This is a genomic window from Corallococcus sp. CA047B, from assembly GCF_003612065.1.
Lineage (GTDB): Bacteria > Myxococcota > Myxococcia > Myxococcales > Myxococcaceae > Corallococcus > Corallococcus praedator.
Genome location: NZ_RAWD01000592.1, coordinates 1 through 2,299, shown reverse-complemented (window position 1 = coordinate 2,299; position 2,299 = coordinate 1). Strand labels below are relative to the sequence as shown.

The 2,299-nt window shown below is 68.4% G+C and carries 2 protein-coding genes; both read left to right on the top strand.

Going from position 1 to position 2,299, the window contains the following annotated elements; genetic code table 11:
* Window positions 1-105: 105 nt before the first annotated feature.
* The gene (locus D7X74_RS41325) at window positions 106-1,668 is read left to right on the top strand and encodes an acyl-CoA carboxylase subunit beta (protein ID WP_120538394.1); all 1,563 of its coding nucleotides are present in this window, start codon (window positions 106-108) and stop codon (window positions 1,666-1,668) included.
* A gap of 116 nt (window positions 1,669-1,784) precedes the next feature.
* Window positions 1,785-2,299 (top strand): hypothetical protein (locus D7X74_RS41320; RefSeq protein ID WP_120538393.1); only part of this gene is annotated, 515 nt, incomplete at its 3' end.

Below are 2,299 nucleotides of genomic sequence, written 5' to 3'. Positions count from 1 at the left end.
ATCCCACCCCCTGCGGCTGCACGAAAAGCCCGCCCGTCCGCCCGTCCCTTTGGGAGCAAGGGAAGCGCTGCGACCGCCCCTGCAATCGTGTTAGAGCCGCCGGTCATGGACGCGACCCCCGAGAAGGATCCTCTCCGCGCACGGCTCCAGCAGATGGAGAAGCAGGCCGAGCAGGGCGGCGGTGCCGACCGCATCGCCAAGCAGCACGAGGCCGGCAAGCTCACGGCCCGCGAGCGCATCGACCTGCTGCTCGACCCCGGCTCCTTCAGCGAGCTGGACAAGTTCGTCACCCACCGCAGCCACGACTTCGGCATGGGCGACAAGAAGATCCTCGGCGACGGCGTCGTCACCGGGTACGGCACCGTGGAAGGCCGGCAGATCTTCGTCTTCGCGCAGGACTTCACCGTGTTCGGTGGTTCGCTGTCGGGCGCCTACGCGCAGAAGATCTGCAAGATCATGGACCTGGCCACCCGCGTGGGCGCGCCCGTCATCGGCCTGAACGACTCCGGCGGCGCGCGCATCCAGGAAGGCGTGGAGAGCCTCGCCGGCTACGCGGACATCTTCCTGCGCAACACGCTGGCGTCGGGCGTGGTGCCCCAGATTTCGCTCATCCTGGGGCCGTGCGCGGGCGGCGCGGTGTACTCGCCCGCCATCACCGACTTCATCATGATGGTGAAGGACACGTCGTACATGTTCATCACCGGCCCGGACGTCATCAAGACGGTGACGCACGAGGAGGTCACCAAGGAGGCCCTGGGCGGTGCGCTCACGCACAACCAGAAGTCCGGCGTGGCCCACTTCGCCGCGGAGAACGAGCAGGCCGCCATCGCGATGACGCGCGAGCTGCTCTCGTACCTGCCCTCCAACAACCAGGAGGACCCGCCCGCGCAGCCGTGTGACGACGACGCGTTCCGCGCCGAGGAGTCGCTCAAGACGCTCGTCCCGGCGAACCCGAACAAGCCCTACGACGTGAAGGAGATTGTCCGCGCCGTCGTGGACAACAAGCACTTCTTCGAGGTGCAGGAGCACTTCGCCAAGAACATCGTCGTCGGCTTCGCGCGCATGAACGGCCGCAGCGTGGGCATCGTCGCCAACCAGCCCGCCATCCTCGCCGGCTGCCTGGACATCGACGCCAGCGTGAAGGCCGCGCGCTTCGTGCGCTTCTGCGACTGCTTCAACATCCCCCTGCTCACCCTGGTGGACGTGCCCGGCTTCCTGCCCGGCACCGACCAGGAGTGGGGCGGCATCATCACCCACGGCGCCAAGCTGCTCTACGCGTACGCGGAAGCCACCGTCCCGAAAATCACGCTCATCACCCGCAAGGCCTACGGCGGCGCGTACGACGTGATGGCGTCCAAGCACATCCGCGCGGACATCAACTACGCCTGGCCCACCGCCGAAATCGCGGTGATGGGCCCCGAAGGCGCGGTGAACATCATCTTCCGCGGCGAGCTGCAGAAGGCCCCGGACGCCAACGCCGAGCGCAAGCGCCTCACGGACGACTACCGCGAGAAGTTCGCCAACCCGTTCAAGGCGGCGGAGCTGGGCTACGTGGACGAGGTCATCCGCCCGGAGGAGACCCGCGCCAAGGTCATCCGCGCCCTGGAGATGCTCAAGGACAAGCGCCAGGAGAACCCGCCGCGCAAGCACGGCAACATCCCGCTTTGAGTCCCGGACCGTGCTCGCCCGCCCTCCTCCGCCCGGAGGGCAGGCGGGCATGGACACTTCTGGAAATTCTCAGCTAACGCCGGGGCTTTCACCGGGCCACCCAAGGAGCCCCCCGCGTGTCCCAGCAGCGACGCCTTGTCCTCTTCCTCTCCGACGTCGAAGGTAATCTCACCGCCCTGCGTCAGACGCTCAAAGGCGTGTGCGAGGGCCTGGACCTGCCCACTCCGGAGGTGAAGTGGGTGGAGGCCCGTCCGGACGCGCTCGCCGACGGCGGCTGGCACGTGGCGGAAATTCCGCTCGTGTCCGGCAAGACGTCCGGCAAGGTGTCCTCCCCCGAGGAGCACCTGGATGCGATGACGCAGGCCCTGTCCAAGGACTTCCGCGACCGCTCCATGGGCATGTACGTGGACCGCGAGCACAGCTACGCCCGCGTCTGCATGGCCGCCCCCAGCCGGCCGCCCAAGGCCATGGAGGGCGAGTACCTGGACGTCCTCCGGCAGGCCGCGCGCTGGCTGGATGTGGAGACCACCACCCTGGCCCGGCTCTTCAGCGGGAACGCGGCGCGCAACCTGCTGGCCGCGGCGGTGGACTTCGGCCCGGACGGCAAGCCGGTGGAGGCCCCCGCCCACCC